At 64.3% G+C, this 26,092-nt stretch carries 20 protein-coding genes; 7 read left to right on the top strand and 13 right to left on the bottom strand.

Annotated features, from left to right (window positions below; translation table 11 throughout):
• Positions 1-26: 26 nt before the first annotated feature.
• The 5 genes from ABWW33_RS15765 to ABWW33_RS15745 all read right to left on the bottom strand — a co-directional run bounded on the left by ABWW33_RS15765 (position 27) and on the right by ABWW33_RS15745 (position 4,384).
• Positions 27-737 (bottom strand): succinate dehydrogenase iron-sulfur subunit, encoded by a 711-nt coding sequence (locus tag ABWW33_RS15765; protein ID WP_008450684.1) that lies wholly within the window; start codon positions 735-737, stop codon positions 27-29.
• A gap of 10 nt (positions 738-747) precedes the next feature.
• Positions 748-2,526 (bottom strand): succinate dehydrogenase flavoprotein subunit, encoded by a 1,779-nt coding sequence (gene sdhA, locus ABWW33_RS15760; RefSeq protein WP_176651984.1) that lies wholly within the window; start codon positions 2,524-2,526, stop codon positions 748-750.
• 2 nt (positions 2,527-2,528) lie between these two features.
• Positions 2,529-2,894, bottom strand: coding sequence for a succinate dehydrogenase, hydrophobic membrane anchor protein (sdhD, locus tag ABWW33_RS15755; RefSeq protein ID WP_176651985.1), 366 nt, complete (start codon positions 2,892-2,894; stop codon positions 2,529-2,531).
• A 1-nt stretch (position 2,895) separates the two neighbouring features.
• Positions 2,896-3,318, bottom strand: a complete 423-nt coding sequence (gene sdhC / locus ABWW33_RS15750; protein ID WP_353402766.1) for a succinate dehydrogenase, cytochrome b556 subunit — start codon at positions 3,316-3,318, stop codon at positions 2,896-2,898.
• Positions 3,319-3,562: 244 nt separating this feature from the next.
• Positions 3,563-4,384 (bottom strand): GntR family transcriptional regulator, encoded by an 822-nt coding sequence (locus ABWW33_RS15745; protein ID WP_176651987.1) that lies wholly within the window; start codon positions 4,382-4,384, stop codon positions 3,563-3,565.
• A 247-nt stretch (positions 4,385-4,631) separates the two neighbouring features.
• Between ABWW33_RS15745 and ABWW33_RS15740 the strand changes: the two genes are divergently transcribed.
• The 5 genes from ABWW33_RS15740 (at position 4,632) to ABWW33_RS15720 (ending at position 11,493) form a co-directional block, all read left to right on the top strand.
• The gene (locus ABWW33_RS15740) at positions 4,632-5,624 is read left to right on the top strand and encodes a malate dehydrogenase (protein ID WP_176651988.1); all 993 of its coding nucleotides are present in this window, start codon (positions 4,632-4,634) and stop codon (positions 5,622-5,624) included.
• Between the two features lie 114 nt (positions 5,625-5,738).
• Complete coding sequence (locus tag ABWW33_RS15735) at positions 5,739-6,743, top strand: HpcH/HpaI aldolase/citrate lyase family protein (protein ID WP_353402764.1); 1,005 nt, start codon at positions 5,739-5,741, stop codon at positions 6,741-6,743.
• The gene (locus ABWW33_RS15730; protein ID WP_176651990.1) at positions 6,743-7,261 is read left to right on the top strand and encodes a hypothetical protein; all 519 of its coding nucleotides are present in this window, start codon (positions 6,743-6,745) and stop codon (positions 7,259-7,261) included. The genes ABWW33_RS15735 and ABWW33_RS15730 overlap by 1 nt, the downstream gene beginning before the upstream one ends.
• A 97-nt stretch (positions 7,262-7,358) precedes the next feature.
• Positions 7,359-10,067, top strand: coding sequence for an aconitate hydratase AcnA (acnA, locus tag ABWW33_RS15725; protein ID WP_353402762.1), 2,709 nt, complete (start codon positions 7,359-7,361; stop codon positions 10,065-10,067).
• A 154-nt stretch (positions 10,068-10,221) separates the two neighbouring features.
• Entirely contained in the window at positions 10,222-11,493 is a 1,272-nt protein-coding gene (locus ABWW33_RS15720; RefSeq protein WP_176651992.1) for a DUF2863 family protein, read from the top strand.
• 33 nt (positions 11,494-11,526) lie between these two features.
• Here the strand turns inward: ABWW33_RS15720 and ABWW33_RS15715 are convergent, their stop codons facing one another.
• The 4 genes from ABWW33_RS15715 to scpC are packed head-to-tail and all read right to left on the bottom strand — an operon-like array spanning position 11,527 to position 14,964.
• Positions 11,527-11,814 carry a hypothetical protein gene (locus ABWW33_RS15715; RefSeq protein ID WP_176651993.1) on the bottom strand — a complete coding sequence of 96 codons (288 nt, stop codon included), beginning with the start codon at positions 11,812-11,814 and terminating at the stop codon, positions 11,527-11,529.
• Between the two features lie 28 nt (positions 11,815-11,842).
• Positions 11,843-12,307 (bottom strand): CYTH domain-containing protein, encoded by a 465-nt coding sequence (locus ABWW33_RS15710; protein WP_353402759.1) that lies wholly within the window; start codon positions 12,305-12,307, stop codon positions 11,843-11,845.
• A gap of 2 nt (positions 12,308-12,309) precedes the next feature.
• Positions 12,310-13,437, bottom strand: a complete 1,128-nt coding sequence (locus tag ABWW33_RS15705) for a M14 family metallopeptidase (protein WP_176651995.1) — start codon at positions 13,435-13,437, stop codon at positions 12,310-12,312.
• 33 nt (positions 13,438-13,470) lie between these two features.
• Positions 13,471-14,964: a succinyl-CoA:acetate CoA-transferase ScpC gene (gene scpC / locus ABWW33_RS15700; RefSeq protein ID WP_353402757.1), complete on the bottom strand. Its 1,494-nt coding sequence runs from the start codon at positions 14,962-14,964 to the stop codon at positions 13,471-13,473.
• 87 nt (positions 14,965-15,051) lie between these two features.
• On the opposite strand from scpC, the gene ABWW33_RS15695 reads away from it, so the two are divergent.
• Entirely contained in the window at positions 15,052-15,969 is a 918-nt protein-coding gene (locus tag ABWW33_RS15695) for a LysR substrate-binding domain-containing protein (protein ID WP_353402755.1), read from the top strand.
• Here the strand turns inward: ABWW33_RS15695 and ABWW33_RS15690 are convergent.
• The 4 genes from ABWW33_RS15690 to ABWW33_RS15675 form a co-directional block, all read right to left on the bottom strand.
• On the bottom strand, positions 15,929-16,999 hold the full coding sequence (locus ABWW33_RS15690) for a patatin-like phospholipase family protein (protein ID WP_353402753.1): 1,071 nt from the start codon (positions 16,997-16,999) through the stop codon (positions 15,929-15,931). The two genes, ABWW33_RS15695 and ABWW33_RS15690, sit on opposite strands and share 41 nt — an antisense overlap.
• 116 nt (positions 17,000-17,115) lie before the next feature.
• On the bottom strand, positions 17,116-18,579 hold the full coding sequence (locus tag ABWW33_RS15685) for a catalase (protein WP_353402751.1): 1,464 nt from the start codon (positions 18,577-18,579) through the stop codon (positions 17,116-17,118).
• Positions 18,580-18,775: 196 nt separating this feature from the next.
• Positions 18,776-21,346 carry a cyanophycin synthetase gene (gene cphA, locus ABWW33_RS15680; RefSeq protein WP_353402749.1) on the bottom strand — a complete coding sequence of 857 codons (2,571 nt, stop codon included), beginning with the start codon at positions 21,344-21,346 and terminating at the stop codon, positions 18,776-18,778.
• A 27-nt stretch (positions 21,347-21,373) separates the two neighbouring features.
• Entirely contained in the window at positions 21,374-23,551 is a 2,178-nt protein-coding gene (locus ABWW33_RS15675; RefSeq protein WP_176652001.1) for a cyanophycin synthetase, read from the bottom strand.
• A gap of 262 nt (positions 23,552-23,813) precedes the next feature.
• On the opposite strand from ABWW33_RS15675, the gene ABWW33_RS15670 reads away from it, so the two are divergent.
• Positions 23,814-26,087 carry a cyanophycin metabolism-associated ABC transporter gene (locus ABWW33_RS15670; protein ID WP_353402747.1) on the top strand — a complete coding sequence of 758 codons (2,274 nt, stop codon included), beginning with the start codon at positions 23,814-23,816 and terminating at the stop codon, positions 26,085-26,087.
• Positions 26,088-26,092: the final 5 nt, after the last annotated feature.

Raw genomic sequence — 26,092 nt, 5'->3', positions numbered from 1 at the left:
GCGGAGCCGCCGCCCGTGGAATGGCCTTAAATTGCGCGGCGTACCATCAATTCCTTGATCTTGCCGATGGCCTTGTTCGGGTTCAAACCCTTGGGGCAAACGTCGACGCAGTTCATGATCGAGTGGCAGCGGAACAGGCGGTACGGATCTTCCAGGTTGTCCAGGCGCGCGCCGGTCGCTTCGTCGCGCGAGTCGGCGATGAAGCGGTAGGCTTGCAGCAGGCCGGCAGGACCGACGAACTTGTCCGGATTCCACCAGAACGACGGGCACGACGTCGAGCAGCAGGCGCACAGGATGCACTCGTACAGGCCGTCGAGCTCTTCGCGCTCGGTCGGGGTTTGCAGGCGTTCTTTTTCAGGACGGATCGAATCGTTGATCAGGTAAGGCTTGATCGAATCGTACTGCTTGAAGAACTGGGTCATGTCGACGATCAGGTCGCGGATCACCGGCAGGCCTGGCAGCGGACGCAGCACGATAGGCTCGGTCAGCTCGTTCAGGTTGGTGGTGCAGGCCAGGCCGTTCTTGCCGTTGATGTTCATCGCGTCCGAACCGCACACGCCTTCGCGGCACGAGCGGCGCAGGGCCAGCGAATCGTCGACGTCGGACTTGATGCGCTGCAGCGCGTCGAGCAGCATCTTGTCGGTGTCCTTCAGCTCGACCGTCACGTCCTGCATGTACGGCTTGGCGTCCTGGTCCGGGTCGTAACGGTAAATTTTCAGTTTGAGAGTGCGTGCCATGTTCTAGCCCTTAGAAAGTACGTGGTTTCGGTTTGAAGGTATCAACCGTCAATGGCTTGGTAACGACCGCTTTGTATTCCAGTCGGTTGCCTTCCGAATACCACAGGGTGTGCTTCATCCAGTTGTCGTCGTCGCGGTGCGGGAAATCGTTGTGGGCGTGGGCGCCGCGCGATTCCTTGCGGGCCACGGCCGACGTGATCGTCGCTTTCGCGGTTTCGATCAGGTTGTCCAGCTCCAGCGCTTCGACGCGCGCGGTGTTGAACACCTTGGACTTGTCCTTGAACGACACATGCTTGCGGCGCTCGTCGAGCACCATGATTTCCTTGGCGCCCTGGGCCATCATCTCCTCGGTACGGAACACGCCGCAGTACTTCTGCATCGTGGCGCGGATGTCGTTGGCGACGCCCTGCACTTTTTCCGATCCGGTCGAGGTTTCCAGCTTGTTCAGGCGGTCCATGGCGAAATCGGACGCGTCCTTCGGCAGCGGCTTGTTTTCCTTCTGCTTCAGGTTGGACGCGACCACGTGGTTGCCGGCCGCGCGGCCGAACACCACCAGGTCCAGCAGCGAGTTGGTGCCCAGGCGGTTGGCGCCGTGCACCGACACGCAGGCGCATTCGCCGATCGCGTACAGGCCGTTGACGACCTTCTGCGTGCCGTCGCCGTTAGGGGTGACGACCTGGCCGTGGATGTTGGTCGGAATGCCGCCCATCTGGTAGTGGATGGTCGGCACGACAGGGATCGGTTCCTTGGTGGCGTCGACGTTGGCGAACTTGTGGCCGATTTCCAGGATCGACGGCAGGCGCTTCTGGATGGTGTCGGCGCCGATGTGGCGCAGGTCCAGCATCACGTGGTCCTTGTTCGGGCCGCAGCCGCGGCCTTCCTTGATTTCCTGGTCCATCGAGCGCGACACGAAGTCGCGCGGCGCCAGATCCTTCAAGGTCGGCGCATAGCGTTCCATGAAGCGCTCGCCCTCGGAGTTGATCAGGATACCGCCCTCGCCGCGCACACCCTCGGTGATGAGGACGCCGGCGCCGGCCACGCCGGTCGGGTGGAACTGCCAGAACTCCATGTCCTGCAGCGGCAGGCCGGCGCGCGCCGCCATGCCCATGCCGTCGCCGGTGTTGATGAAGGCGTTGGTGGAAGCTGCGAAGATGCGGCCTGCGCCACCGGTGGCGAAGATGGTGGTCTTCGCTTCCAGGATCATCGTTTCGCCGGTTTCCATTTCCAGTGCCACCACGCCGACCACGTCGCCTTCGGCGTCGCGGATGATGTCGAGCGCCATCCACTCGACGAAGAAGTGGGTGCGGGCGCGGACGTTGCGCTGGTACAGCGTGTGCAGCAGCGCGTGGCCGGTACGGTCGGCCGCGGCGCAGGCGCGCTGCACGGCTTTCTCGCCGAAGTTGGCGGTGTGGCCGCCGAACGGACGCTGGTAGATGGTGCCGTCGGGATTGCGGTCGAACGGCATGCCGAAGTGTTCCAGCTCGTAGACGACCTTCGGTGCTTCGCGGCACATGAATTCGATCGCGTCCTGGTCGCCCAGGTAGTCGCCGCCCTTGACGGTGTCGAACATGTGCCAGAACCAGTTGTCTTCAGCCATATTGCCCAGCGATGCGCCGATGCCGCCCTGCGCCGCCACGGTGTGCGAGCGGGTCGGGAACACTTTCGACAGCACCGCCACGTTCAGACCGGCTTCAGCCAGCTGCAGGGATGCGCGCATGCCGGAGCCGCCGGCGCCGACGATTACCGCGTCAAAGCGGCGGGTAGGAATTCCAGTTTTAATAGCTGCCACGATTACACACTCCAGAGTATCTGTACCGACCAAACGGCACAAGCGATCAACCACAGCATGGTGGCGATTTGCAGGGTCAGGCGAACGCCGACGGCTTTAACGTAGTCCATCCAGATGTCGCGCATGCCGACCCAGGCGTGGTAGAACAGGCCGAACAGGGTGACCGCGGAGATCAGCTTGAACCACTGCTGCGCGAACAGGCCAGCCCAGCCTTCATAGGTGAAGTTCTGGCCGGTGAGGAAGGAAATCAGCAGGATGGCGGTGTACAGCACCATCATGACGGCGGTGACGCGCTGCGCCAGCCAGTCTTTCAGGCCGTAGTGGGCACCGACCACGCGGCGCTTGGGGCCGATATTGTTATTTGCCATCTCAGAATACTCCAAACAGTTTGAGGGCGACGACCAGGGTCAGGGCCAGGCTGACGACCAGCACGCTGGCGGCCGATTTACGCGCCGAATCCTTGTCCAGGCCGTAGTGCAGGTCCATGAACAGGTGGCGTACGCCGGCGCAGAAGTGCTGCATATAACCCCAGACCAGGGCCAGGATGATCAGCTTGACCAGCGGGGTCGACACGATCCCCTGGTAGTAGGCGAAGGAGATCTCGGAGCGCAGGCTCTGCTCCAGCAAATAGAGCACGAAAGGCAGCAGCGCAAACATCAGGAAGCCGCTGATGCGGTGCAGGATGGATACGATACCGGCCAATGGCAAGCGGTAGTTGGACAATTCGGTAACGTGGATGTTACGGAACTCCGGCCGTTCTTTTTTAGGGACTTCCCTTACGGCTTCTGACATAACAAGACCTCCTCAGGCTAAACAAAAATTTGGTAAGACTGCGATTTTCGCCGATTTCCGCACTCATAACCAATATCTATTGTTACATATAACTAAAATAGTGTTTGACAACACTAGCTGGCGGCTACTTCCTGTAGCTCGACGTATTATCAGCGCAACAATGCTACCGGCGTGTGACGGCGCCCTGCCCTGCGCTCCTGAAGCGGCTTTTTAGCGCCCCAGGGTCTCCTTCAATTCAACCCGCTCAGTTCAACTCATTGTGATAGTGATGGCGCTCGGTGGAATACAGGCCGCGGCGCAGCTCCACCGGTTTGTCGCCATAAGTAAACGACACCCGCTCGGACGCCAGCAGCGGCGTGTTGGCGGGCAGGTGCAGCAGCGCGGCGTCTTCGGCCGCCGCGCAGACGGCGCGGATCTTTTCCGTCGCCCGTATCATGCGGGTGCCGAACTCGGATTCGAACAGGCCGTACATCGGCCCCTTGTATTCAACCAGCCGCTCGGCGGTCAAGCCCTTGAACGTCATGCCCGGCAGCCACAGCTCCTCGACGATGGTCGGCATGCCGTCGAACGACTGCACCCGCTTGATGAAGATGACGGCGTCGCCGGATTTCAGGTCGAGCAGGCGCGCCACGTCGGCGGGCGCGCGCATGCGCTTGACTTCGATGAATTTGCTTTCGGGGTAGTGCGGCACGCCCTCGTCGGGCATCAGCTTGAGGAAGCGGAAGTGGGCGCGCTCCTCGTGGTGGGTGGACACGAACGTGCCCTTGCCCTGCCGGCGCATGACCAGGTTCTCGGCCGCCAGCTCGTCGATGGCCTTGCGCACCGTGCCCTGGCTGACCTTGAAGCGGTTGGCCAGTTCGACTTCGCTGGGGATCAGCTCACCCGGTTTCCACTCGCCCGACTGCAGGCTGCGCGTGATCAGCGCCTTGATTTGCTGGTACAGTGGGGAGAAGGTCGGCGACGCGCCGGAAGGCGTAACGGAGGAAGGCGCCGCAGGCGATCCGGCAGCTCCGCCCGTGTTGACGGCGGCGGGATTGCTGTTCGAATTAGGCGGGGCAGGATTCATAGGCCAAGATTTCACCACAAAAGCCCCCTGCCGTCCAGCAAAAACACGCAATAACTTATCTGTCTTATATAAGACATAAGATAGGATTGACAGATACCCGCCACGCGCCTACACTCCCCGGCGAGGCGCTTTACCATACCGCTTTGACGGAGATATAAGCGCTCGATTTGCAGTATGATTACGGTTTCCCCGGACCGGCACCGGTCCAGCTTAGAGAACGTTTTAATTCCCACTTTGGAGATTCATCATGGCTAAAACCCCAATGCGTGTTGCTGTCACCGGCGCCGCCGGTCAAATCGGTTACGCTCTGCTGTTCCGCATCGCCAACGGCGACATGCTCGGCAAAGACCAACCAGTTATCCTGCAACTGCTGGAAATCGCTGACGAAAAAGCACAAAAAGCGCTGAAAGGCGTCATGATGGAAATCGACGACTGCGCGTTCCCGCTGCTGACCGAGATGACCGCCCACTCCGACCCGATGACCGCGTTCAAGGATGTCGACGTCGCCGTGCTGGTTGGCGCCCGTCCGCGCGGCCCGGGCATGGAGCGTAAAGACTTGCTGGAAGCCAATGCCCAGATCTTCACCGTGCAAGGCAAGGCGCTGGACGCCGTCGCTTCGCGCAACGTCAAAGTGCTGGTGGTCGGCAACCCGGCCAACACCAACGCCTACATCGCCATGAAATCGGCGCCTTCGCTGCCGGCCAAGAACTTCACCGCCATGCTGCGCCTGGACCACAACCGCGCGCTGTCGCAAGTGGCAGCCAAGACCGGCACCGCCGTCAAGGACATCGAAAAGCTGACCGTCTGGGGCAACCACTCGCCGACCATGTACGCCGACTACCGTTTCGCCACCGTCAACGGCAAGGCTGTCAAGGAACTGATCAACGACCAGGAATGGAACGCCAACGTGTTCCTGCCGACCGTCGGCAAGCGCGGCGCGGCCATCATCGAAGCGCGCGGCCTGTCGTCGGCGGCGTCGGCGGCCAACGCGGCCATCGACCACGTGCATGACTGGATGCTGGGCACCAACGGCAAGTGGACCACCATGGGCGTTCCTTCGGACGGTTCGTACGGCATCCCGGAAGGCACCATGTTCGGCTTCCCTGTCACCACCGAAAACGGCGAATACAAAATCGTCCAGGGCCTGGAAATCGACGCGTTCTCGCAAGAGCGCATCAACCTGACGCTGAAGGAACTGACCGAAGAGCGCGAAGGCGTCAAGCACCTGCTGCCTGCATAAGTTCCGATCCAACCGCACGTGGAACCGGTTAAACCACCGATCCGCCGCACCCGCCGCGCTGCCGAGAGCAGCGCGGCGTCCGTTACCGCTCCCTCGCCTACTCCAGATTCCCGCATGCACCCATCCGAGGTTTTATTCCAGGGCAATCGCCAGCCGCTGCTGCTGCCGGCTTGCGACCACTACGCCGGCTCCGAAAAGCTGATGCGCAAATCGATCGCCCTGCAACAAGAACTTGGCCCCCTGTTCGACATCACCCTCGATTGCGAAGACGGCGCCAGCGCCGGCAACGAGGAGGCGCACGCGCGCCTGGTGGCCGAACTGCTGTTGTCCGACGACAATAAATTCAACCGCATCGGCGCCCGCGTGCACGATGTCGACAGCCCCTTTTTCCTGCAGGACGTCGAGATCATCTGCGCCGCCGCCAAGCGCCTGGCCTACATCGTGCTGCCGAAGGTGCACAGCGCCAAGGAAGTCGCCGCCGCCATCAAGTTGATCAACACCCATGCCGCCAAGGCCGGCCGCAAGGACCTGCCGGTGCATGTGCTGATCGAAACCCACGGCGCGCTGCGCGAGGCCTACGACATCGCCGCCCTGCCGCAGGTGCAGTGCCTGTCGTTCGGCATCATGGATTTCGTCTCGTCGCACTACGGCGCCATTCCCGGCAGCGCGATGCGCACGCCGGGCCAGTTCACGCACCCGCTGGTGGTGCGCGCCAAGCTGGAAGTGGCCGCCGCCTGCCACGCGCACGGCAAGGTGCCGTCGCATAACGTGACCACCGAAATCAAGGACACGGCGGTTGCCGCCAACGATGCCCAGCGCGCCGCCGCCGAATTCGGCTACACGCGCATGTGGAGCATCCATCCGAACCAGATCAAACCTATTATCAAGACCTTCACGCCGCGCCTGTCCGAGGTCAGCGAGGCGGCCGCCATCCTGCTTGAAGCGGAGGCGGTCCAATGGGGGCCAATATCCCAAAACGGGCGCTTGCACGACCGCGCAAGCTACAGATACTATTGGACCGTTTTACAGCGCGCCAGACTGGCCGGGCTGAGCTTGCCCGAATCGGCCGTCGCGCTGCTCAACGGAAGCCCTACCGACCCCATACAGGAAGCACACTGATGTCTATCTCCAAACTATTCCTGGCCTGCAGCTTCGCGCTCGGCTCCCTGACCCTGGCCGCCGGCGCCCACGCCGACACTCCCGCGCCAGCCAACGCATCGGCCAAGAAAGCCGTCAAGAAGGCCAGCAAGCCCAAGGCCGCCGCCAAGCCGGTCGAAGCGAAGGCGCCGGACGAGGAGGCCGACGAGCCGGCCATCGGCGACGCGTCCGTCATCGAATTCGACTGCGAACTGGGCAACAAGATCACCATCTACAGCAACGCCAGCGACGAGGCCCATATCGCGCTGCGCTGGAAGAAGCGCCTGCACCGCCTGACCCGCGTGGGCACCACCACCGGCGCCAACCGCTTCGAGAACAAGTTGTACGGCCTGATCTGGATCGGCATTCCCGCCAAGAGCATGCTGCTCGACTCCAAGCAGAACCGCCAGCTGGCCAACGAATGCCGCAACGCCGAACAGCTCAAGCCGGTCACCACCAGCGCGGCGGAACCGACCAGCACCAAGATCAGCATCCAGTAACAGCAATCAGTTCCAGCTCCAAAACGGGCGCGCCGGCACGGGCGCCAGCAACACGGTTTAACATCAACAATAGACGATACCCACTGAAGGAGAGGTCATGTCCCGCAACACTCTGAACACGCTTAAGGATTTCAACATTTCGGGCAAGAAGGGTAAGTTCTACTCCCTGCCCGCACTGGAAAAGAGCCTGGGCGCCAAAATCTCCCGCCTGCCGGTATCGATCCGCGTTGTGCTGGAATCCGTCCTGCGTAACTGCGACGGCAAGAAAGTCACCGAAGAACACGTCAAGCAACTGGCCAACTGGGGCGCGACCGCCGAGCGCACCGACGAGATTCCTTTCGTCGTGGCCCGCGTCGTGCTGCAGGACTTCACCGGCGTGCCGCTGCTGGCCGACCTGGCCGCGATGCGCAACGTCGCGTACAAAATGGGCATCAACGCCAAGAAAATCGAACCGCTGGTGCCGGTGGACCTGGTGGTCGACCACTCGGTCACCATCGACCACTTCCGCGAAAAGAACGCGCTGGACCTGAACATGAAGCTGGAATTCTCGCGCAACAACGAGCGCTACCAGTTCATGAAATGGGGCATGCAAGCCTTCGACACCTTCGGCGTGGTCCCGCCAGGCTTCGGCATCGTCCACCAGGTCAACCTGGAATACCTGGCGCGCGGCGTGCACAAGACCGCTGAAGGCGTGTACTACCCGGACACCCTGGTCGGCACCGACTCGCACACCACCATGATCAACGGCATCGGCGTGGTCGGCTGGGGCGTGGGCGGCATCGAGGCGGAAGCCGGCATGCTGGGCCAGCCGGTCTACTTCCTGACCCCGGACGTGATCGGCGTCAACCTGACCGGCATCCTGCGCGAAGGCTGCACCGCGACCGACCTGGTGCTGACCATCACCGAACTGCTGCGCAAGGAAAAAGTCGTCGGCAAGTTCGTCGAGTTCTTCGGCGAAGGCACCGAGACGCTGTCGCTGACCGACCGCGCCACCATCGCCAACATGGCGCCTGAATACGGCGCGACCATGGGCTTCTTCCCGGTCGACGACGCCACCGTCGAATACTTCGAAGGCACCGGCCGCACCAAGGACGAAATCGCCGCCTTCGCCGCCTACTTCAAGGCGCAGGGCCTGTACGGCGTGCCGAAAGCCGGCGACATCGACTACACCCGCGTGGTGGAACTGAACCTGACCAGTGTTACTCCTTCGCTGGCCGGTCCCAAGCGTCCACAGGACCGTATCGAAATCGGCAACGTGAAGAACAACTTCACCGAACTGTTCTCGAAACCGACCACCGAAAACGGCTTCAACAAAAAGCCTGAACAGCTGAACCAGACCTACACCACCACCAACGGCGTGAACGTGAAAAACGGCGACGTGCTGATCGCCGCGATCACCTCGTGCACCAACACCTCGAACCCGAGCGTGCTGCTGGCCGCCGGCCTGCTGGCGAAGAAAGCCGTCGAAGCCGGCCTGACCGTCGCGCCGCACATCAAGACCTCGCTGGCCCCTGGCTCGCGCGTGGTGACCGAGTACCTGACCGCCGCCGGCCTGCTGCCATACCTGGAGCAACTGGGCTTCGGCGTCACCGCCTACGGCTGCACCACCTGCATCGGCAACGCCGGCGACCTGACCCCGGAACTGAACGCCGCCATCTCGACCAACGACATCGTCGCCTCGGCCGTGCTGTCCGGTAACCGCAATTTCGAAGCGCGTATTCACCCGAACATCCGCTCGAACTTCCTGGCATCGCCACCGCTGGTCGTGGCCTACGCCATCGCCGGCAACATGACCGTCGACCTGATGACCCAACCGGTCGGCAAGGGCAAGAACGGCAACGACGTGTACCTGGGCGACATCTGGCCGACCTCGAAAGAGATCGCCAAGCTGATGAAGTTCGCGATGAACTCGAAAGTGTTCAAGTCGAACTACGCCGACGTCAAGGGCAACCCTGGCAAGCTGTGGGAACACGTGTCGTCGACCGAAGGCAATGTCTACAACTGGCCAGCGTCGACCTACATCGCCGAGCCGCCGTTCTTCGACGGCTTCGAGATGACCCCGAAAGCGGCCGCCACCGGCATCACCGGCGCGCGCGCGCTGGGCGTGTTCGGCGATTCGATCACCACCGACCACATCTCCCCTGCCGGCTCGATCAAGGAAGACGGCCCGGCGGGCAAATGGCTGCTGGCCAACGGCGTGCTGAAGGCCGACTTCAACTCCTACGGCTCGCGCCGCGGCAACCACGAGATCATGATGCGCGGCACCTTCGCCAACGTGCGCATCAAGAACAAGATGATCCCTGCCAAGGCGGACGGTTCGGCGGTTGAAGGCGGCATCACCATTCACCAGCCGAGCGGCGAGCAGCTGTCGATCTACGACGCGGCGATGAAGTACGTTGCCGAAGGCACGCCGACCATGGTGTTCGGCGGCGAAGAGTACGGCACCGGCTCGTCGCGCGACTGGGCGGCCAAGGGCACCCAGCTGCTGGGCGTGAAGGCCGTGATCGTGCGTTCGTTCGAGCGCATCCACCGCTCGAACCTGGTCGGCATGGGCGTGCTGCCGCTGCAATTCATCGGCAACGACAGCGTCGAATCGCTGGGCATCACCGGCAAGGAAGTCTACGACCTGAAGGGTCTGGAAGGCGAGATCAAACCGCAGCAACTGGCTACCCTGGTCATCCATCGCGAAGGCAAGCCGGCACAGGAAGTCAAAGTGCTGCTGCGTATCGACACCCCGATCGAAGTCGACTACTACAAGCATGGCGGCATCCTGCCGTTCGTGCTGCGTCAGCTGCTGGCCGCATAATCAGCTAGCTGTCCCGTAGAGAACGCCCTGTGCGCCGAGGCCACAGGGCGTTTTTTTATGCACGTTTGCCGAATCAACTACAATACGAGTCATAAGGGTTATCATCTGCATGACTGATCCGTTTTTTTCACTTTTATGAGACTCTTATTGCGCTATGCGTCGTCCATCTAAAGATTCATCCCATAAATTGTCTGCCGAGAGCCAGCGCCTCGTCACCTACGCCCAGGCTGTCGGGCAGGCGGCCAGCCGTATCGAAGAGCGGGCCTGGGAGCACAGCCTCGATGCGCAGCTTCAGAAACTCCTCAAGACCGGCCACCAGGACACCATCGACGCCACCCTCAACGTGCTGTTCAAGGAAGACCTGAACGCCTACGACGTGTTGATGGATGGCGTGGAAGCGGCCAGCGAATCGAGCAGCGTGACCATGGACACCGCCGACGGCGTGCCCAAGCAGTACGACGTGCTGCTGGTGGCCGCGCCCATCCTGGCGTGGACGCGCTTCGCGATCGCCTCCGGTCCGATCCCGGCGGACATCCTGCAAACCCTGTCGGCGCATTTCTCCGCCCACCTGCTGGCCGACGGCACGCAGATGGCGATGTCGCCCACATTGTTCTCGATCGACCAGCTGCCGCGCAGCCATGTCGAGACCTACGGCAAGGTGCACAAGCTGGCGCAGGCCGCGCTCAAGGGCACCGTGCTGAAGGCCGACACCAAGGTGCCGGAAACGGCGCCGTTCCTGGCCGACACCCGCTACCTGCTGGTGGCCGTGGTGGCGCCGGCCGGCGCGCCGCTGTTCCGCTGGCAGATGCCCGCCAACCAGGCGCAGTTCGCCAACGAGCGCGCCACCGCGCTGGAGCAATGGCGCGCCCAGGTCACGCCGACCATCAACCGCCTGCTGCCCGGCTGCGGCGTCGAGCTGCTGCTGCCGGAGGCGTACTACATGGCCTGCCGCGAGGCGGACAAGCTGATACGCCCGGTGTCGATCCGCGCCGCCGTGCACTACCTGACGCACACGCTGGCCATCGAGCCGTCCGAACTGCGCGCGGTGATCGCCGGCTTCGGCGAGGAAAGCGCCGACGGCCAGATCGACGAATACCGCGTGGCCTTCACGCAGCGCTCGACGCCGGACGTGATCTACGGCGTGGTGTGGCCGCTGTACGGCCAGGAGGACGAGGAAGGCACGCCGCCGGAAGGTCCGCTGCAAGGCGGTCCGGGCGGTGTGGTGCAGAAGCCGGTCACGCCGGTGGAGGAAATCGTCGCCCACCTGAACGAGGCCGGCGTCACGCAGATCAAGAAGCATGGCGAACGCTATGTGGCCGAGTTCTGCGACGACTGCGGCGCGCCGCTGTTTGCCGATCCGGTCGGCGAACTGGCCCACGCGGAAATGCCCGAGGATACGCCGACCGGCACCGAGCACTTCCACTAAGCAAAACGCCCCCGAGTTCATTCGGGGGCGTTTTTATTTCTGCGATTGCGGCGTCGGCGGCTGCAGGTAGATGACGATGGGCTGTTGCGGCTGTGACTGCTGCACCGCCGCTGCGGGACGTTCCCCAAGAGAACGGCTGGCGGCAAAATACAAGCCGCCGAAACCGATAAACATGCCGACCATGGACGCAACCATCCAGCGGTAGCCTTCGGCCGACATCTTGTGCATTTCGGCGCGCAAAACCTCAATGTCGGCCTTCGTTGCTAACGTCGGCACGATCGCGTCAATATGCGCCTTGAGCGCTGCAACCTCGCTGTCCATCCAGACAGATTAGTACAAATCCGGGCGCCTACCAAGCCGAAAACGGGTGTTTAATCAGGCTGGAGTTGAGGTAGCGCAGGTCGTCGGTGACTTCCTCGCCTATCCAGTCCGGCTTGTCGAACGCCTGGTCTTCCGAGCTCAGTTCGATCTCGGCCACCACCAGCCCGGCATTGGCGCCGAGGAACTCGTCGACTTCCCACACGTTGCCGGCGAACTCGATGCGGCGCCGGTACTTTTCGATCAGCGGCTGCTCGCACAAGCGGTCCAGCAGCTCGGCCGCATCGTCCATCGGTATCGGATATTCCCACTCGCCGCGCGTGGCGCCGACGTTGCGGCCCTTGATCGTCATCACCGCGCGGTCGCCCTCGATGCGCACGCGCACCACGCGGTCCTTGTGCGACGACAGGTAACCCTGGCGAAAGAACACCGGCTCGCCCAGATTCATCCACGCATCGCCGCGCAGCAGGAACTTGCGCTCGATCTCGACGCCCACGATCAGTAGTCGTCCAGCGACAGCAGGATGGGCTGCAGGATGGACGCGCCCAGCGCCGCGCTGCGGGCGCCGTTCCAGCCCACGTGCGGATCCGGCAGGTCGGCGTTGTCCTTGAACGGCATCTCCAGGGTCAGCGCCAGGCAGCCGAAGTGATGGCCGACGTACTTGGACGCCAAGGTCAGCATGTCTTCCTTGTACTTGCTGGCCGCGTAGCCGACCTTGTCCTGGAAGTCCGGCGTCGCGTTCTTGTAGCGGTCAATGAAGGCCTGCTGCTTGGCGCGGCGCTCCTCGCTGAAATTCTCCAGCATCTCGTTACCGGCCACGAAGTTGTAAGGCAGCGCCTCGTCGCCGTGGATGTCGAAGAACATGTCGATGCCGGTTTCGTGCATCTTCTGCTTCACATACAGCACTTCCGGGCTGCGCTCGACGGTCGGCGTCATCCACTCGCGATTCAGGTTGGCGCCGGTGGCGTTGGTGCGCAGGTTGCCGCGCACCGAACCGTCAGGATTCATGTTCGGCACGATGTAGAACACGCAGCGCTGCAGCAGCTTGCGGGCGATCGGATTGGCGTCGTCCAGCAGCGAATCGATCAGGCCTTCGATGAACCACTCGGCCATCGACTCGCCCGGATGCTGGCGCGCGATGAACCAGATTTTCTTTTCCGATTCCGGCTTGCCGACGACCACCATGTTCATGTCGCGGCCGTCGACGGTGTTGCCCAGGTCGAGTACGCGGGCCAGCGGATGCTCGGCCACTTCGCCCAGCAGGCGCAGATGGCGTTCGAACGAATAAGGCTCGAAGTAGGCGTAGTAGACGCTGTCGGTATCGGGCGTGTGGCGGATCGTCATGACCTGGCCGTCGAAGGAGGTCGGCACGCGGAACCAGTTTTCGGTGTCGTAGCTGGCCACGGCCTGGTAGTCCTCGTAGCCCTTGGCATAGGTGGCCTGGCCGGCGTTCAGGAAGCGCATCGTCACCTGCTGGCCGCGCGCGCCCTGCAGGCGGAAGTGGAACCACTGGTGGATGTCGGCGTGCGAGTCCTTGCGCAGATTCAGTTCGATCTCCGCCGCGCTGTCCGCGCGCAGCACCTCGATGGCGCCGGAATCGAAGTTTTGGCTGATTTTGATGGTCATGTTGATCCAATATTAAGTGTATGGCTATGACACCTATTTTACCAGCATGCTCCCTTCGCGCTTGTAGCGGGCATGCCAGGACAGCGCCTTTTCCAGCACGTGCGGCGTCTGGCCGCCGCCCGCCATGGCCTCTTCCAGGTAGGCCCGCAACTGCGGGCGATAGTCCGGGTGGGCGCAGTGCTCGATGATCAGCGGCGCGCGCTCGCGCGGCGCCAGGCCGCGCAGGTCGGCCAGCCCCCATTCGGTCACCAGCACATCGACATCGTGTTCGGTATGGTCGACGTGGGCGGCAAACGGCACCACGCTGGAAATGGCGCCATCCTTGGCCACCGACTTGCTGACGAATATCGACAGCTGGCCGTTGCGGGCAAAGTCGCCCGAGCCGCCGATGCCGTTCATCATGTGCGTGCCGCCCACGTGGGTGGAGTTGACGTTGCCGTAGATGTCGAACTCCAGCGCCGTGTTCAGCGCGATGAGACCGAGCCGGCGCACCACCTCGGGATGGTTGCTGATCTCCTGCGGCCGCAGCACGATGCGGTCGCGGTACTGTTCGATATTGCGGATGAATTTCTCGTGCATCGGCGCCGACAGCGTGATCGACGACGCGGACGCCATCGACAGCTGCCCGGAATCGAGCAGTTCGATCGCGCTGTCCTGCAGTACTTCCGAATACATGGTCATGTCGCGGAACGGAGAATCGATCAGGCCGTGCAGCACCGCGTTGGCGATGGTGCCGATGCCGGCCTGCAGCGGGCGCAGTTCGGGCCCCATGCGCCCTGCCTTCACCTCTCCCTCCAGGAAGGCGACCACGTGGCGGGCGATGGCGTCGGTCTCCGCATCCGGCGGCAGCGCGCTGGAGGGGCTGTCCGGACTGTCGGTGATGACGATGGCGGCGATGCGGTCCGGATGCACCGGGATCGAGGTCCAGCCGATGCGCTGCCAGGGGTCGAGCAGCGGAATCGCGCTGCGATGCGGCCGCGCGCCCGGCAAATAGATGTCGTGGAAGCCTTCCAGCGACAGCGGCGAACTCAGATTGATCTCGACGATCACCTGCCTGGCCTGCTGCACGAAACTGGCCGAGTTCCCGACCGACATGGTGGGAATGATGCCGCCGTCCGGCGTGATCGCCACCGCCTCGACGACGGCGATATCGACCGCCCGCAAGTCGCCCGAGCGCAGCTGCTCGGCCGTCTCGGACAGGTGCTGGTCGATGAACATCACCTCGCCGGCATTGATCTTGCGGCGCAGCGCGGCGTCGGCCTGGAACGGCATGCGGCGCGCGACCACGCCCGCGTTGGCCATCAGGCCGTCGCTGTCGTTGCCCAGCGATGCCCCGGTCAGCAAGGTAAGGTTCAGCGGCGTCCGACGCGCCCGTTCGACCAGCGCGAGCGGAAGCGCCTTGGCGTCGCCGGCGCGGGTGAAGCCGCTCATGCCGACGGTCATGCCGTCCCTGAACAGCTGTGCGGCCTGCGCCGCGCTCATTATCTTATCCATCAACGCCGGGCGGCGGATGCGGTCTTCATGCATGGCGTTCTCCTCGTTCTTTGATTCAGTATAGAATCCGGATATCAGTCGTTGCATGACTTAAATTCTCATATCCCAGTCGTTTTATTCATGGACATCCGCTCGCTGCGCTACTTCATTGAAACCGTCCGCCTGAACAGCTTCACGCAGGCGGCCGAATCGCTGCACGTCACCCAGTCGACCATCAGCAAGATGGTGCGCCAGCTGGAGGAGGAACTGGGCGCGCAGCTGCTGATACGCGAAGGCCGCAAGCTGACGCTGACCGACACCGGCGGCGTGGTCTACGCGCGCGGCGAGGAGATGCTGGCCACCATGAGCCGCCTGACGGCGGAAGTGCGCGATACGCAGGCGATGGAGCGCGGCCGGCTCACGGTCGGCATCCCGCCGATGATCAACCTGTTGTTCACGCCCGTGCTGAAGGCCTTCCGCCAACGCCACCCGAACATCGCGCTGACCTTGCAGGAAGACGCCGGCCAGGAGATCGAGCGCCAGGTGGCGCTGGGCGAACTGGAAATCGGCATGACGGTGCTGCCGGCCGATCCGCTGCTGGGGTTGCAAACGGCGCCCATCGCCAGCTACCCGATCTGGGCGCTGGCCGCGCGCGGCACGTTCCAGAAGAGCCGCAGCACGCTCACGCTCAAGGCATTGGCCAAGACGCCGCTGGTGCTGCTGAAGGACGATTTCGCCATGACCCGCAGCCTGCGCAAGGCCTTCGGCGACGCTGGCTTCGAACCGAGCATCGCCGCGCAAAGCGGCCAGTGGGACTGGCTGGTGGCAATGGCATCGGCCGGCATGGGCGTGGCGCTGCTGCCCGAGCCGTTCATCCACCGGCTGGCGATCGGCCAGATGGATGCGGTGCGGCTGACCGATCCCGGCCTGCAATGGCAGCCGGCGCATGTGTGGCGCGGCAGCTACCTGTCCTACGCGGCGCGCGCGTGGCTGGAGGTATGCCGCGATGTGCTGGGCACTACCGCGCCGGCAGCTCGTGGATCGCGATCCCCTCGATAGGGTCGATCTCCCTGTCCCACGGCCGCAGTGCGATGAAGCGCTTGGTATCCTCGTAGCCGGCCTGCCAGCGGGCGCGGATGCCGGCCGCGCTGAAGTCGATGTCCTTGGTGTGGTCCTCGTTGCCGACGCGCGGCGCCTTCAGCGACACCACGTGCATGGTGGTGCCGCAGCCCCAGGCGGCCAGTTCGCGCACCTCTTCCGACATCGCCGCCTCGTCCGACAGGTGCAGCGTCAACTGGCGGATCACGTGGCGCAGCCGGTGCAGCTTGCGCTGCTGTTCGATATTGCTGGCGCGGCTGGCGTACTGGATCTCCTTGTGCTTGTCCAGCACCTGCATCATGCTTTGCGGCTCGCTGCCGTCGGGGTTCCACACCTGCACCGAGAAGATCACCGAACTGCGGCGCGGCTCGTCGTCCAGCACCGCCTCGATCGGCGTGTTGGAATAAATGCCGCCGTCCCAGTATGGCTCGCCGTCGATGCGCACGGCGGGAAAGGCCGGCGGCAGCGCGCCGGACGCCATCACGTGCGAGGCGCCCAGCGGCTCCTTGCGGCTGTCGAAGTAGCGCATGCCGCCGGTGCGCGCGTTGACGGCGCCGACGGTGAGCCGCGTGTGCTTCGCGTTGATGTAGTCGAAATCGACCAGCGTATCGAGCGTGGTGCGCAGCGGCGCGGTCTGGTAAAAGGATGCCTGCTCGATGCCGACCCTGGCGTCCGGATTCCACCACGACGACAGGTTCGGTTCGAAGAAGGCGGGGATGCCCTGGCCCACCGTCAAGGCATTGGCGAAGGCGCGCGGCAGGAGCGAAAAGCCCAGCGCGTTCTGCTCCATGCGGTGCCAGAACTGGCGCAGCCGGTCCAGCCGGTAGCGCGGGTCGTTGCCGGCGATGATGGCGCCGTTGATGGCGCCGATCGACGTGCCGATCACCCAGTCCGGCTCGACGCCGGCTTCGTGCATGGCTTGATAGACGCCCAGCTGGTAGGCGCCCAGGGCGCCGCCGCCCTGCAGGACCAGGACAACCTGGCCCGGCATGGACGGCGATGCCGAAGGTGAAGACGGTCGGACGGGGGTACGATTCAAATCGGATCTCCACGGTGCACTGCAACATGGAGATTGTAGTGCACTTCCCCGCCGTCCGCAGCCGCTCTTTAGCCCAAGGTCACGCCACGTGCCTTGAGCGCTGCGCGCACGCCGGCGCCGTAGGCCGGATCGGCCTTGTCGAAGTGGCCCAGCTGGCGCTCGATGATCTCGGCGCTGACCTGGCTCAATGGACCGGCGATGTTGTTGAACAGGTTGCGCTGTTCCTGTGCCGGCATCAAACGGAACAGATTACCGGCCTGCGTGTAATCGTCTTCCTTGCCGCGGCCGTCGTAGCGGGCCGCGCCGCCGTGCAGCGCCAGCGCCGGCTCGCCGTGGCCGAGGCCTTGCGGATTGCTGCCGCCGGCGTCGACCGCCGCGTAGTTCTGCGCCGAGCCGCCGTTGGAGATCGCCATCGCACCGTCGCGCTGCTGGTTGTGGAACGGGCAGCGCGGCGCGTTCACCGGCAGGTGCTGGTGGTTGGTGCCGACGCGGTACAGCTGCGCGTCGTGGTAGGCGAACAGGCGCGCCTGCAGCATCTTGTCCGGCGAGTAGCCCATGCCCGGCACGATGTTGGCCGGCGACAGCGCCGCCTGCTCGACTTCGGCGTGGTAGTTCAGCGGATTGCGGTTCAGCTCAAACACGCCGACCGGGATCAGCGGGAAATCCTTGTGCGGCCAGACCTTGGTCAGGTCGAACGGATTCCAGCCGGTGCGCGCTTCCCACGCCGCCAGTTCGGCCTCGGTGGCCACCTGCAGCCTGACGTCCCACTGCGGGAAGTCGCCGGCGGCGATGGCGCCGAACAGGTCGCGCTGCGCGTAGTCGGGATCTTCGCCGGCGATGCGGGTGGCGACGTCGGCGGGCAGGTTCTTGATGCCCTGCTTGGTCTTCAGGTGCCACTTGACGTAGACGCGCTCACCGGCGGCGTTGATCAGGCTGAAGGTGTGGCTGCCGAAACCGTCCATGTGGCGGTAGCCGTCCGGCGTGCCGCGGTCGGAGAACAGCATCGTCACCTGGTGCAGGCTTTCCGGCGCCTTGCTCCAGAAGTCGAACATCATGGTCGGCGATTTCAGGTTGGTCTGCGGATCGCGCTTTTGCGTGTGGATGAAGTCGGGGAACTTGATGCCGTCCTTGATGAAGAACATCGGCGTGTTATTGCCGACCAGGTCCCAGTTGCCCTCCTCGGTATAGAAGCGCATGGCGAAGCCGCGCGGATCGCGTTCGGTGTCGGCGCTGCCCTTCTCGCCGCCGACGGTGGAGAAGCGCACGAAGGTGTCGGTCTTCTTGCCGACCTCGGAGAACAGCCTGGCCTTGGTGTAGCGGGTGATGTCGTGGGTGACGGTGAAGGTGCCGTAGGCGCCCGAGCCCTTGGCATGGACGACGCGCTCGGGAATGCGCTCGCGGTTGAAGTGCTGGAGTTTCTCGATCAGGTGGAAGTCCTGCAACAGCAAAGGACCGCGTTCGCCGGCGCTGGCCGAATTCTGGTTGTCGGCGACTGGGATGCCGGAGGCGGTGGTAATCGGTGGCTGACTCATGGCTATAACTCCTCGTTGTTCGATAGGGTGAAACTATTCTACCGAGACAACGCCATAAATAAAATCTATATATATCTATGGAATTGATAGCCAAAAACAATCCGGGGTCAGATCCGACATTTGGACACGAGCTCTGCTGTAGCGACTGCTACAGCAGAGCTCGTGTCCAAATGTCGGATCTGACCCCGGATTGGACTTACGCTTCCTTGATGCGCTTGGCGATGTGGGCCAGGGCGTCCTCCACCTGGTCGATCAGGATCAGGCACAGGTCGCCCTCCTGCAGGCGTCCCATCGCGGTATCGATGGCGAGGAACTCGCCGTAGATCTCCTGGATGTGGGTGGTGCGCGGCGCGCCGTTCAGGCCGGAACGCAGCAGCCCCACCACCTCGCCGTCGACGCGGCCGCGCTGGCACGCGTCTTCGTACAGGATCACGTCGTCGAACGCGCGGCCGAGGATCTCGGTCTGCTGCGTGATGTCCTGGTCGCGGCGGTCGCCGGCGCCGGAAATCACCACCGAGCGGCGCTTGGCCGGCATCGTCTCCACCGCCTGCACCAGCGCCAGGATGGCGTCCGGATTGTGGCCGTAGTCGGCGATCAGCGTCGCGCCCTTGTAGTCGAACACGTTGAAACGGCCCGGCGCATTGTCGGAATCGTTGGCGAAGGTCTTCAGGCCGAGACGGATCGCGTCCCAGCTGATGCCCACGCCCCACGCCGCCGCCACCGCCGCCATCACGTTCTCCACCTGGAAGCCGATGGCGCCGTTGCGGGTGATCGGCACCATGGACAGCGCGATCTTGTTCAGTTCCTTGCCTTCCGCGGCGACGATTTGGCCGTCCTCCACGTACACGGTGCGGCAGCCCTGCGCCAGATGCGTGGCGATCACCGGATGGCCGCGGTCGGCGCCGAAGAAGATCACCTTGCCGCGGCAGTTGGCCGCCATGCCGGCGACGATAGGATCGATCGCGTTCAGCACCGCGAAGCCGTGCTCGGACACGTTCTGCACGATCACGCGCTTCAGCACTGCCAGGTCTTCAACCGTGGTGATGTAGTTCAGGCCGAGGTGGTCGCCGCTGCCGATGTTGGTCACCACGGCGACCTTGCAGCGGTCGAAGGCCAGGCCTTCGCGCAGCACGCCGCCGCGCGCGGTCTCGAACACCGCCGCGTCCACGTCCGGATGCAGCAGCACGTTGCGCGCGCTGCGCGGACCGCTGCAGTCGCCGCTGTCGGTCTGGCGGCCTTCGATGTAGACGCCGTCGGTATTGGTCATGCCGGTGCGCAGGCCGCTGGCGGTCAGCAGGTGCGCGATCAGGCGCACGGTCGTCGTCTTGCCGTTGGTGCCGGTGACCGCGACCACCGGAATGCGGCCGTCGTCGCCCGGAGCGAACATGGTGTTGACGATGGCCTCGCCCACCGCGCGGCCCTTGCCGTACGACGGCGCGATGTGCATGCGCAGGCCCGGCGCGGCGTTCACTTCGACCACGCCGCCGCGCTGGTTCTCGATCGGTTGCAGCACGCCGTCGCAGACCACATCGACGCCGCAGATATCGAGGCCGATCATCTGCGCCGCCTCCACCGCACGCGCCGCCACTTCAGGGTGCACGTCGTCGGTGACGTCGGTGGCGGTGCCGCCGGTCGACAGGTTGGCGTTGTTGCGCAGGATGACGCGCTGGCCCTTGCTCGGCACGGAGTCCGCCTCCAGGTCCTGCAGCGCCAGGCGCGCGATGGCGATGTCGTCGAAGCGGATCTTGGTCAGCGAGGTCGAATGGCCGCTGCCACGGCGCGGATCGGCGTTGACGATGCTGACCAGCTCGCGCACCGTGTGCACGCCGTCGCCCACCACCTGCGGCGGATCGCGGCGCGCCGCGGCCACCAGCTTGTTGCCGATGACGAGCAGGCGGTAGTCGTGGCCCGGCAGGTAGCGCTCGACCATGATGTTGTCGCGGAATTCCTTCGCCGTGTGGAAGGCCTTTTCCATGTGCTCCTTCGACATCACGTTGACCGTGACGCCCTTGCCCTGGTTGCCGTCCTTCGGCTTGACCACCACCGGCAGGCCGATTTCCAGCGCCGCCGCCCAGGCATCCTCGGCGTCCTCCACCGTGCGGCCGATAGGCACCGGCACGCCGGCCGCGTGCAGCAGCTTCTTGGTCAGTTCCTTGTCCTGCGCGATCGATTCGCCGATGGCGCTGGTGGTGTCCATTTCGGCGGCCTGGATGCGACGTTGGCGCGAGCCCCAGCCGAACATCACCATGCTGCCTTCGGTCAGGCGGCGGATCGGGATGTCGCGGGCGATCGCGGCGCTGACGATGGCGCCGGTACTCGGGCCCAGGCGCACATCCTCGTCCAGGTCGCGCAATTCGTTCAGCGCGCCGGTCAGGTCGAACGGCGTGTCGGCCAGCGCGGCGTTGATCAGGTTGTGCGCCAGCGTCATCGCCAGGCGGCCCACCGCTTCTTCGCTGTACTCGACGACGGTCTGGTAGATGCCGTCTTCCAGCGTGGCCGTGGTGCGGCTGAAGGTGACCGGGCAGCCGGCTTGCGCCTGCAGGCTCAGGGCCGCCACTTCCAGCACGCGGGCCAGCGGCACGTCGTCGTCATGGCCGGTCGGGCGCAGCGCGCCGATGGCGGGGAAGCGCGCATGCAGGCGCTGCTCGAAACCGCGCAGCGAGGCGATCGAGCGCTCCTCGGGCGGGCACGATACGATGACCTCCACCGCGGTGTGGTGGCTCCAAAGATTCGGGCCGCGAAGGGCGCGGGTGCGGATGACTTCCATAAATCTGCTTGTTCTTTCAGTGATATATCAGTGATGAGTTCGCTTCGGGTTCGCATCGAACGTGCGCAGGCCGGCGCCGATCAGTTCAGGCGTCAGGCCCAGCGCCCAGCCGGCGGCGATCGCGGCCAGCACGGCCTCCGGCGGCACCAGCGGCGACAGCGGCAGGCTGGCCGCTTCGTCGTAGCCTTGGGCGAGCACGATGCGGCTCATGTCCTTGTCCTGGCGCTGGAACACCACGCGCTTGCCGTCCTGGCGATGCTGGGCGACGGCGGCCAGGTGCTCGTCGACGCCGTAGAAAATCACCTCGCCGTCGCACAGGTCGGCCATGTCCACCACTTGCGGATCGGCCGCGTTCAGCACCGCCACGCCGCTCGGCAGGATCACGTCGACCTGGGTGCGCAGCACGCCGTACAGCTTGTCGGCGCTGTCGATGTAAAACTCGCCCAGCTCTTCGAAGTCGCTGACGTCGGTGACCACGCCGACCGCGCACTTGTCGTAGGCCAGGCCCTCGGTCAGTATCATGCGGGCGCTGGCTTCGAACACGCCCGCTTCGACATTCTTGTTCAGCAGCAGCCGCTCGCCGGTTTCCCAGTCGCTGAAGCCGTCCTTGGGCAGCAGGCGGCCGTTGACGAACAGGCCGTCGGCGCAGGTCAGGCCGACCTTGCGGCCGCTGATCTGCAGCAGCCAGGCGATCAGGCGCGACGCCATCGTGGTGCCGTGCTTGCCGGCGATGCCGACGATAGGCATGCGCCCGCCCTCGTCCGGCGCGAACAGGTGGTCGACGATCGCTTCGCCGACGTTGCGCGGCTCGCCGCCGGCCGGCTTCAAATGGGCCAGCAAGCCCGGGCTGGCGTTGACTTCGATGATGGCGCCGCCCTGCTCCTGCAGCGGACGCGAAATGTCGGCGGCCACCACGTCGATGCCGGCGATGTCCAGGCCGACCACGCGCGCCGCCAGCGTCGCCATCGCGGCAACCTGCGGGTGCACCTTGTCGGTGACGTCGATGGCGACGTTGCCGTTCGGCTGGATCAGCACTTTCTGGCCGTCCTGCGGCACCGAGTACGCGGTCATGCCCTGGCGCTGCAGCTCGAGGATGATCTCGGCGCCGTCCTGGGGCGCGATCTGGTTCAGCGGCGCGTCCTCGGTGGTGCCGCGGCGCGGATCGGTGTTGATCTGGCTGTCGCACAGTTCGATGATGTTGGATTTGCCGTCGCCGGTGACCCACAGCGACTCGCCGGCGGCGGCGGCCACCAGGCGCTTGCCGACCACCAGCAGGCGGTGCTCGTTGCCGGCGACGAAGCGCTCGACGATCACGCTCGTGCTGTCGCCCTTGCGCGCGGCCAGCGCGTACGCGGCGGTGACGTCGGCTTCGGTCATCAGGTTCAGCGACACGCCGCGGCCGTGGTTGCCGTCGTACGGCTTGACCACCACCGGCACACCGATGTCCTGCGCCGCTTCCCAGGCCGCTTCGGCGCTGGTCACCAGTTCGCCCTCGGGCACCGGCACGCCGCACGAGGCCAGCAGCGACTTGGTCAGGTCCTTGTCGCTGGCGATGCCCTCGGCGATGGCGCTGGTCTGTTCGGTTTCGGCGGTCCAGATGCGGCGCTGGCGGGCGCCATGGCCCAGCTGCACCAGGTTGCCGTCGGTCAGGCGGATCGACGGGATCTTGCGCACGGTGGCGGCGTCGACGATGTTGGCGGTGCTCGGTCCCAGGCACAGCGACTCGACCATGTCGGTCAGCTCGGCCACGGTGGCGGCCAGGTCGTAGGGCTTATCCTCGATCATCGCCATCAGCAGGTCGCGGCCGTGGGCCAGCGCGGCGCGGCCGACCTGCTCCTGGCGGGTGCGGAAGGCCATCTTGTACATGCCGGTGTTCTCGCCGATCTGGCGGGTCTTGCCGAAGCCGGTTTTCATGCCGGCCAGGTTTTGCAGTTCCAGCACCACGTGTTCGAGGATGTGGCCGGCATAGGTGCCGTCGCGCAAACGCTCCAGGAAACCGCCATGCTCGCCCACGCCGCAGCGGTGCACGATCAGGCCCGGCAGGACCGTCGTCAAGCGTTCATACAAGCCAGGCAACAAATTCGAGGGGAAATTCTCCAGCTCGCCAATGTCCAGCCACGCCTCGATCACCGGGCGATAAGTCCAGATGTTGGGCCCGCGCAAATGGGTTACGCGGAGAACTTCAATGTCTTTCTTCTTGATCATGTTTCTATTCTTGTATCTTTGTTATCAGCCGTGGCCAGCCCGCGCCGTATTTTAACCTCTGTACCACCACTGGTAGCCAAATTGCATTTGGCCGTCCCTGCGTGTGCGTTATACTTGCCGCCAACAAAACACTGGTTCATCTTGATTTCTGTCAAGGATGTAACAACTGACAGAATACCGTAAATAAAGCAGTTATATCAGACGCAACACCTACTAGTTCCACCTTTTGTTCCACCTTTTCTCCGCCGGAGTACGCTGCACGATGACAACAGAACAACTTTCCTCCAACTCCAGCCAGAGCGAGCTACCTGAGCGCTGGCGTTCCGAGATACAGGCACAACTTTCCCAAGGGGAAAACGTTGTAAGTGCCCTGGAGGTTGACTTGGATGAACAACTTCGTTTTTCCAAGGGGATAATTCTGGTCACCGGCACCCGCGTCCTGGCGCGCGCGCCGGGCCGCAAAGACTGGCAAAGCTGGCCTTTCGACCACGACCTGGCGCTCCAACACCATGACCACGCCGGCGTCGGCCACCTGGAACTGATCAACGCCGGCGGCCGCCTGGGCGCCTGGCGCTTCACGCTGGGCCAGAACCTGCAGGCGATCCGCCTGGTCGAGCAGTTCGACGCCCACCGCGACAGCCACGCCACCGGCGTGCCGGTGCTGCGCGAAGAGAAAAACATCTGCCCCAGCTGCAAGGCGCCGCTCGAACCCGAGCAGGAGGAATGCCCGATCTGCACCAAGGTGGTCTACACGCCGCCGTCGACCTGGACCCTGTTCCGCCTGTGGCGCTTCGCCAAGCCGTACAAGCTGCCGCTGGGCTTCGGCTTCGCGCTGATGCTGCTGTCGACCGGCGCGCACATGATCCCGCCCTACCTGACCATCCCGCTGATGGACAATGTGCTGATCCCTTACCAGAACGGCAAGGCGGTCGATCCGATGATGGTGGCGCTGTACATGTCCGGCCTGGTGGCGTCGGCCGTGCTGGCGTGGATACTGGGCTGGGGCAAGACCTACGTGCTGGCGCTGGTGTCGGAGCGCATCGGCGCCGACCTGCGCACCGAGACCTACGACCACCTGCTGCGCCTGTCGCTGGAATACTTCGGCGGCAAGCGCACCGGCGACCTGATGTCGCGCATCGGCAGCGAGAGCGACCGCATCTGCGTGTTCCTGTCGCTGCACCTGCTCGACTTCGCGTCCGACTGCCTGATGATCATCATGACCGGCGTGATCCTGTTCTCCATCGATCCGTGGCTGGCCATCTTCACGCTGCTGCCGCTGCCGTTCATCGCCTGGCTGATCCACGTGGTGCGCGACCGCCTGCGCACCGGCTTCGAGAAGATCGACCGCGTGTGGGGCGAGGTGACCAACGTGCTGGCCGACACCATCCCCGGCATCCGCGTGGTGAAGGCGTTTGCGCAGGAGTCGCGCGAAGCGGCGCGCTTCCGCACCGCCAACAAGCACAACCTGGCCGTCAACGACAAGCTGAATAAAATCTGGTCGCTGTTCTCGCCCACCGTGTCGTTCCTGACGGAGCTGGGGCTGCTGGTGATCTGGGTGTTCGGCATCTACCAGGTGTCCAAGGGCCACATCACCGTCGGCGTGCTGTCGGCGTTCATCGCGTATTCGAGCCGCTTCTACGGCCGCCTCGACTCGATGAGCCGCATCGTCTCGGTGACGCAGAAATCGGCGTCGGCCGCCAAGCGCATCTTCGACATCCTCGACCACGTGTCGTCGGTGCCCGAACCGGCCAATCCGGTCAAGCTGGCCAAGGTCGACGGCAACATCACCCTGCGCGAAGTGGGCTTCCGCTACGGTAACCGCGCCGTCAACCGCGGCATCAACCTCGATATCAAGGCCGGCGAGATGATCGGCCTGGTCGGCCATTCCGGTTCCGGCAAATCGACCCTGGTCAACCTGATCTGCCGCTTCTACGACGTGTCCGAAGGCGCGATCATGCTCGACGGCGTCGACATCCGTTCGTTCGCCGTGTCGGACTACCGCCGCAACATCGGCCTGGTGCTGCAGGAGCCGTTCCTGTTCTTCGGCACCATCGCCGAGAACCTGGCCTACGGCAAACCCGATGCGACCCGCGCCGAAATCATCGCCGCCGCGCGCGCCGCGCATGCGCACGAGTTCATCCTGCGCCTGCCGCAGGGCTACGACTCGATGGTCGGCGAGCGCGGCCAGGGCCTGTCCGGCGGCGAGCGCCAGCGCATCTCGATCGCCCGCGCGCTGCTGATCGATCCGAAGATCCTGATCCTCGACGAAGCCACCTCCTCGGTCGATTCCGAGACCGAGAAAGAGATCCAGCGCGCGCTGGAAAACCTGGTGCAGGGCCGCACCACGATCGCCATCGCGCATCGCCTGTCGACACTGCAGAAGGCCGACCGCCTGGTGGTGCTCGACCGCGGCGTGGTGGTGGAAGAAGGCGCGCACGACGACCTGATGGCGCGCGAAGGCGCCTACTACCGCCTGTACCAGGCGCAGGCCCGCAACGTCGACACCGATCTGGACGACAGCGGCAGCAAGGAATAAGAGAA

This window comes from Duganella hordei (genome assembly GCF_040369125.1).
In the GTDB taxonomy this organism is placed as follows: Bacteria; Pseudomonadota; Gammaproteobacteria; order Burkholderiales; family Burkholderiaceae_D; genus Rugamonas; species Rugamonas hordei.
The sequence above is the reverse complement of the archived record's forward strand: the minus strand, read 5'-3'. Positions and strand labels throughout refer to the sequence as shown.

Bases quoted from the DNA above. Each gene is read 5' to 3' on its own strand.
- ABWW33_RS15765 (WP_008450684.1), bottom strand. From the start codon at position 737: ATGGCACGCACTCTCAAACTGAAAATTTACCGTTACGACCCGGACCAG.
- sdhD (WP_176651985.1), bottom strand. From the start codon at position 2,894: ATGGCAAATAACAATATCGGCCCCAAGCGCCGCGTGGTCGGTGCCCAC.
- sdhC (WP_353402766.1), bottom strand. From the start codon at position 3,318: ATGTCAGAAGCCGTAAGGGAAGTCCCTAAAAAAGAACGGCCGGAGTTC.
- ABWW33_RS15745 (WP_176651987.1), bottom strand. From the start codon at position 4,384: ATGAATCCTGCCCCGCCTAATTCGAACAGCAATCCCGCCGCCGTCAAC.
- ABWW33_RS15740 (WP_176651988.1), top strand. From the start codon at position 4,632: ATGGCTAAAACCCCAATGCGTGTTGCTGTCACCGGCGCCGCCGGTCAA.
- ABWW33_RS15735 (WP_353402764.1), top strand. From the start codon at position 5,739: ATGCACCCATCCGAGGTTTTATTCCAGGGCAATCGCCAGCCGCTGCTG.
- ABWW33_RS15730 (WP_176651990.1), top strand. From the start codon at position 6,743: ATGTCTATCTCCAAACTATTCCTGGCCTGCAGCTTCGCGCTCGGCTCC.
- acnA (WP_353402762.1), top strand. From the start codon at position 7,359: ATGTCCCGCAACACTCTGAACACGCTTAAGGATTTCAACATTTCGGGC.
- ABWW33_RS15720 (WP_176651992.1), top strand. From the start codon at position 10,222: ATGCGTCGTCCATCTAAAGATTCATCCCATAAATTGTCTGCCGAGAGC.
- ABWW33_RS15715 (WP_176651993.1), bottom strand. From the start codon at position 11,814: ATGGACAGCGAGGTTGCAGCGCTCAAGGCGCATATTGACGCGATCGTG.
- ABWW33_RS15705 (WP_176651995.1), bottom strand. From the start codon at position 13,437: ATGACCATCAAAATCAGCCAAAACTTCGATTCCGGCGCCATCGAGGTG.
- scpC (WP_353402757.1), bottom strand. From the start codon at position 14,964: ATGCATGAAGACCGCATCCGCCGCCCGGCGTTGATGGATAAGATAATG.
- ABWW33_RS15695 (WP_353402755.1), top strand. From the start codon at position 15,052: ATGGACATCCGCTCGCTGCGCTACTTCATTGAAACCGTCCGCCTGAAC.
- ABWW33_RS15690 (WP_353402753.1), bottom strand. From the start codon at position 16,999: ATGCCGGGCCAGGTTGTCCTGGTCCTGCAGGGCGGCGGCGCCCTGGGC.
- ABWW33_RS15685 (WP_353402751.1), bottom strand. From the start codon at position 18,579: ATGAGTCAGCCACCGATTACCACCGCCTCCGGCATCCCAGTCGCCGAC.
- cphA (WP_353402749.1), bottom strand. From the start codon at position 21,346: ATGGAAGTCATCCGCACCCGCGCCCTTCGCGGCCCGAATCTTTGGAGC.
- ABWW33_RS15675 (WP_176652001.1), bottom strand. From the start codon at position 23,551: ATGATCAAGAAGAAAGACATTGAAGTTCTCCGCGTAACCCATTTGCGC.
- ABWW33_RS15670 (WP_353402747.1), top strand. From the start codon at position 23,814: ATGACAACAGAACAACTTTCCTCCAACTCCAGCCAGAGCGAGCTACCT.